This is a genomic window from Loigolactobacillus rennini DSM 20253 (assembly GCF_001436505.1).
Lineage (GTDB): Bacteria > Bacillota > Bacilli > Lactobacillales > Lactobacillaceae > Loigolactobacillus > Loigolactobacillus rennini.
Window position 1 is genome coordinate 99,694 of sequence record NZ_AYYI01000038.1, and the last position, 6,000, is coordinate 105,693.

The window sequence follows — 6,000 nt, forward strand, 5'->3', positions numbered from 1 at the left end:
AAGCTAGAACTACGTTATAATGAGTGTAAACATTCTAAAATAAGGAGTCAACTTATGACGATTTTTTGGTGGCTTTTAGACATTATGATACTGGTTAGCATTGCCGTGTCTGTTTATTGGCAGTCGCAAATTACCATTCGCGCAAGATATAACTACTGGTCATTTGGCTATGGCTTGATCTTCTTTATCCTTTTAATCGGGGGGACAGCCAATGATTGGGCCTTTATCGTTTTTATTGCTGCTTTTGTTTTGATGAATTTTGTTTCAGGCATCGGCGGCTTAACGCCAGAGCGTGTCATTACTAATGGTATTTTTTACGCAACTGCCATTCGCTTTAGCGATTTACAAATGATTACATTAACGCAACAAGCACTCCCTGGAAAGCGTAGCCGGGTAGTGGCCATCTTCACCACTAAACGTAACCGTAACATTAGTTTAGTGTTCACCCAAACTTTAGATACCTTAACGCAACAACTACAAAAAATGTTGCCCTCTGGCGTTACTTTAGAAGTTCGTTAAACTTTAATGGGTGTTAAACGTACCGGATTGCTCAGTTAAGCAACTGGTCGTTTAACACCCTTATTTTTAATCCGCAAGCCTGACGCCACAAAAAAACACCAAAAAAGTAACAAAAAATTCATTTAATATTATCATAAAATTCTTATATAAAATGTTATTATGGATGTGTAATATACATTTTAGGAGGATCATTATATCGTGAAACGGCGAAAGATTGGCATAATTAGCGGCTTTGCGCTTTTTTTAGTTTTAATTGTCATCGGTGTGAGTTGGTATGGCTACCATCACTTTGGGACGCTTTCCACTAAACAAATCAGCGCAAACATCAATAGCGAACTCATTCATACACGACAAAAGCAGCAGGCTCCCCTAACTAAGGCTTACCGGCAAAAATTAAATTCTGGTCATTACACACCAGATAACATGTACGTTAAATTAAATCCGTACAAAACATCACCTTTAAGTGCATTGGTGGCCTTTAAAACTAAACAGGCCAGCCAAGTAAGCATCGCAGTCCAAGGTAAATCAGACCGGACGACCATCAAAACAACTTATTCAGGCTATAAAACCAAACACAAATTGTCTATTTTAGGGTTGTACCCAGACTACAATAATACGGTCACCCTCACCATTAAAGCAAAAAATGGGCAGGTTACGCATAAAACGCTACATATCAAAACTGCAAAACTACCACGTGCGTTAGCTAAGGTTAAGATTAACGTCAAAACAGCAAACAAAAAGAAAATGGCGATCGGTAACGATAAATTAACGTTCTTTGTTCGTACCACCAAGCAGCCTTTTGGCGTTGATGCTGACGGGAATATCCGCTGGTATTCTACCAACTACTCCCAGCACGTCTTTAAAGAATTGAAAAATGGTCACTTACTTTATTTAGCTAAGAAAAATAATCAAGCAGAAATCTACAATGAACTTTTGGAAACTGATTTTACCGGCCGCATTTATAAAGAATATCATTTTTCAAACAAAACAAAGAGTTCCAATGACACTAGCGGCAAAGGCGAGACAACCATTGTCCACCACGATACAATTGAACTGCCTAACCGTGATCTGTTGTTAACAGTTTCTGATGGTGGCGGAAAATACATTGAAGACACCATGGTACAAATTAGCCATAAAACAGGTAAAGTCAATAAAGTTATTGACCTGAAGAAAATTTTACCGGTTAAAATGTGGCGGCAATACGATTCCACTAAGCGAAGCGATGGTAAAATTGATTGGTTCCATCAAAATTCAATTTACTATGATAAAAGTGATGACAGTTTAGTTATTTCTGGACGCCACCAAGATTTAGTGATGAAGTTAGATTATCAAACCAATCAGATCAAATGGCTTTTCTCCGGTAAGAAGAAAGCAGATTGGCCACGAAAATATCGCAGTAAGATTTTAAAAACTAAAGGTGACACCACTTATCCTGGTGGCCAACACGCCGCTATTTTATTACCAACGGCTAGTGCCAACCATAAAAATTTAATTCTATTTAACAATAATATTGCCATTACTAATGGTCCTGAAGCCACTTCCAAACAATATTCCGAAGGTGTACAGTACCAACTTAATGAAAAAGACAAAACGATTAAGCAAACTTGGGCTTATGGTAAAACATTAGGTAAACAAAACTTTAGCCCAATTATCGGTTCAGCCCGGTATCTAAACACTAATAACCGCTTATTATGTTTTGGTTTTCTCAAAAGCGGTAATAAAAGCCGCATTATTGAAGTTGACAAAACTACTAACCAACCTGTATTTGATGTTGAGTTGACCAATTTGCCAAATAAGGGCTACGTTTACCGCTCTGAGCGTTTCTCACTTTATCCGCAAAACCATAATAATCAAACTTATGAATAACTAAAGTAAAATTAAAAACGTGTATCTTTAGACAATAGCTTTTTAAATCCTCAAAGCTAATCTGTCTTGGATACACGTTTTTTAATCGGCTAGATTACCCATCATGGCGGAATGTCAGCACCACTTGCTGTTTTTCAGGTATAACATTTACTTCCACTACAATTTGGCGAAAATCATGCTGTAATGATTGATTTGTTAAAGCTGCTAAATGTTTCTCAGCTTTAATATCTGCCAATTCTAGTTTATTCAATTCAAAATTTTGCGTCACATAACGTGTGGTATAAAAATAAGCATAATAAATATTCGCTAATGTTTTAATCGGTAGTTGCAATGGTGATAACCCCTGGACCACCATTTGGTAATCACTTTTCATTACCGGTTGCCCAGAAAACTGCGCGGTTTGAAAAAAATCTGCTAAGTTCAAAACTATCCCTCGATTCCATTTAGTTACTTCTTCATTGTACTGGTTTTAAGCGTCCAGACCAACCACTATTTAAACAAAACCACCAGCACAGAAAAGTCAGGCTAAAAGCTACCACGTTCATCGCTTGCAACTTGTATTGGTATACACCACTAAACGTGACAGTTAAAATAATCAGGCTAAAATTATCAAAATTGGTATTTTTGTTTGAAAGCGGTATAATCAAATCACAGATAATTTATGGAGGTATTTTTTAATGGATGTCACCGAACTTGCATTATTAAAAGGAAAATATCAAACTAGGTCAGCCATCGCAACTGAATTAATTAATCTAGAGGCAATTTTAAGCTTACCAAAAAGTACTGAGGCTTTTATCAGCGACGTTCACGGCGAATACGATGCCTTTCAGCACGTTTTACGCAATGGTGCCGGCAACGTCAAACAAAAAATTGCTGACCTTTTTGCGGGTAAAATGACAGCTAAAACCATCGGCAACTTTGCTTTTCTAGTTTATTACCCTAAGGAACGGTTAGCTGCTGTTAAGCAACGGTATGCACACCGTACCGATGATTTACACCAATGGTACTTCGATACATTTGAGCGTTTAATTCAACTATTACATTTTTCGTCAACAAAATACACACGTTCTAAAGTCAGAAAGGCCTTGGCACCTGAATTCGTCTACATTACAGAAGAATTACTTTATGGTGATTTCGACAGTGCAGATAAATCTGGCTATTATCAGCAAATCACCGAAAATATCATTGCGTTACAGCAAGCTGACGAATTTATCATTGCAACTTGTCACACCATTCAGCGTTTAGTAGTTGATCATCTTCACGTTGTTGGTGATATTTATGATCGTGGCCCGCATCCAGATAAAATCGTTAGCCGACTAATGCAACACCATTCCTTAGATATTCAATGGGGAAATCATGATATTTTATGGCTCGGTGCGGTTTCAGGTTCAAAATTATGCTTAGCTAACCTCTTGCGAATTTGTGCACGCTATAATAACCTAAGCATCATTGAAGACGGTTATGGAATCAATCTGCGGCACTTATCCCTTTTTGCTGAAGAACACTATCAAGACAATCCAGCGTTTCACCCACGGCAATTGCATAGCGAGCGCCCGCTTTCAGCCGCTGAGAAACTACAGATTACTCAAATTCATCAGGCCATTGCCATTATTCAATTTAAACTAGAAGGTCCAGTCATCGCCCGCAGACCAGAATTTAATATGACACACCGGCGGCTGTTGGATAAAATTGATTACCAAAAAAAGACCATTACACTACAAGGAAAAACTTATCCATTAGAAAACACTTGTTTCCAAACAATCGACCCTAAAGCACCTTATAAATTATTGCCAGAAGAAAAGCGCGTTATTGAACAACTGCTAGACGCTTTCCAACATTCAGACAAATTGCAACGACACATGGACTTTTTAATGCGTAAAGGACACATTTATTTAACTTATAACGATAATTTAATTTTCCACGGTTGCATGCCAGTTGATGATAAAGGGAAGTTTCAAGCTTTTAAAATTGCGGGGAAAAATTATGCGGGAAAAGCGTTATTTGATATTTTTGAACGTAATTTACGCTTTAGTTATACGCACCCGCAACAACAAGATGACTGTGCAACTGATTTACTTTGGTATTTATGGACCGGCCCGCTATCACCACTATTCGGTAAACATGATATGACAACCTTTGAGCGTTATTTTATTAAAGATAAAGCCACGCATGAAGAGCAAACTAACGCTTATTATCAATTACGCCGTAACACTTGGTTTGTTGACCAATTGTTACGTGAATTCGGTCTGTCACCTGCAACCGGCCACATTATTAACGGTCACACACCAGTTAAAAAGGGACAAAATCCCATTATGGCAAATCGCAAAATGCTGGTAATCGATGGCGGTTTCTCCAAACCTTATCACAAAACAACTGGCATTGGGGGATACACCCTGTTGTACAATTCCTACGGTATGCAACTCGTAACACACCAGCCGTTTACTTCTAAAGCCAATGCAATTGCTAATTTAACGGACATTATTTCTACTAAACGGATTGTCGATCATGCTGCGCAACGTAAAACGGTCGCACAAACTGACATTGGCGCTGAATTGAAACAACAGGTTGCAGTTTTACGCCAATTATTAGCAGAAAAAAATCAAGCCGTTAATGGCTAACGTCATTGATAGTGAATGGCGGTTTGATTAGTGCAGATAGTTAAAGCTCAAAAAGGATGAAAAACCATGGCATCACAGCAACTAGCACGCATTACATTGACAGAATATGAGCTCCGTTTTTTAAATACCGTTCCAGCACGCCAAGTTTACCAATTGCGACATAACCGAGCTGTCGCCGCATTAACCGGTAGACAAATAGACCATGACCTAGCTGATACTGCACGCTTTATTTACCAAGCATTTGCTGCTGCGCAACATGGCGATTATTTCACTTGGGGTATTATGGACCGTAAAACTGATACCTTCTATGGTTTAGTTCAGCTTTGGCACTTCCGTCACCAAGCTGCTGACGTAGGCTATGAAATTTTACCACAGTGGCAACACCAGGGTATCATGCGCACCATCCTACCACAGGTTGCTAATTTGGCTTTCACACAATTAGCAGTTAAATGCCTTTACGCCGTCACAGGGGCAATCAACTACCCTTCACGGCAGTTACTTGAAACAAGTGGCTTTCAATTAGATCAGAACTATCATGAAACATTTGTCACCAAACAACAGCCGGCTTTACTAATGGTGCGGTACTGGTTAACCTCAGCTTAGCGGACATTATCTAAAAATACCGCATAGGTTTTTGTCACAACTTTGCGCTGACCCGTCGTAACAGCTCGTAGCTTAATTTCAACTTGAGCCAAGTCGCGATCTGGTTGAATTTGATAAGTATAAGTGGCATTTGGCAACGTAGTTTGCAACTTTTGATAATCCCGTTCAATTAACTGCAACACACGTTGATAATCTTCTTTAAATGGTATTAGCACTAGTGTATCTTTAAAAAAGAACAATCGCCCAGCTTTTAATCTAGTAAAAAAATCTTGGTTCAAAATTGGCAAACGCATAATTGCACCCCTTTACCCACTGTTTAATAATTAACTATTGTTTAGTATAAGGCAGATTGCAAGAAATAACTTGAACAAATTTAGTAACGCAGATTACGCAA

General features: G+C 38.5%; 6 protein-coding genes. 4 read left to right on the forward strand and 2 right to left on the reverse strand.

The annotated features are described in order from the left end of the window. Positions 1 to 54: 54 nt before the first annotated feature. Positions 55 to 519 carry a hypothetical protein gene (locus FC24_RS06410; protein ID WP_057874060.1) on the forward strand — a complete coding sequence of 155 codons (465 nt, stop codon included), beginning with the start codon at positions 55 to 57 and terminating at the stop codon, positions 517 to 519. A 198-nt stretch (positions 520 to 717) separates the two neighbouring features. Then, a complete protein-coding gene (locus FC24_RS06415; protein WP_057874061.1) occupies positions 718 to 2,385 on the forward strand; it encodes an aryl-sulfate sulfotransferase in 1,668 nt (555 codons plus the stop codon). A 94-nt stretch (positions 2,386 to 2,479) separates the two neighbouring features. On the opposite strand, the gene FC24_RS06420 is transcribed toward FC24_RS06415, so the two are convergent. Beyond that, positions 2,480 to 2,809, reverse strand: a complete 330-nt coding sequence (locus FC24_RS06420; RefSeq protein ID WP_057874062.1) for a hypothetical protein — start codon at positions 2,807 to 2,809, stop codon at positions 2,480 to 2,482. Positions 2,810 to 3,062: 253 nt separating this feature from the next. Between FC24_RS06420 and FC24_RS06425 the strand changes: the two genes are divergently transcribed. Next, positions 3,063 to 5,003 carry a fructose-bisphosphatase class III gene (locus FC24_RS06425; RefSeq protein WP_057874063.1) on the forward strand — a complete coding sequence of 647 codons (1,941 nt, stop codon included), beginning with the start codon at positions 3,063 to 3,065 and terminating at the stop codon, positions 5,001 to 5,003. Between the two features lie 66 nt (positions 5,004 to 5,069). Next, positions 5,070 to 5,606, forward strand: a complete 537-nt coding sequence (locus tag FC24_RS06430) for a GNAT family N-acetyltransferase (protein WP_057874064.1) — start codon at positions 5,070 to 5,072, stop codon at positions 5,604 to 5,606. On the opposite strand, the gene FC24_RS06435 is transcribed toward FC24_RS06430, so the two are convergent. Beyond that, on the reverse strand, positions 5,603 to 5,899 hold the full coding sequence (locus tag FC24_RS06435) for a hypothetical protein (RefSeq protein WP_057874065.1): 297 nt from the start codon (positions 5,897 to 5,899) through the stop codon (positions 5,603 to 5,605). The genes FC24_RS06430 and FC24_RS06435 overlap by 4 nt on opposite strands. Positions 5,900 to 6,000 lie beyond the last annotated feature (101 nt).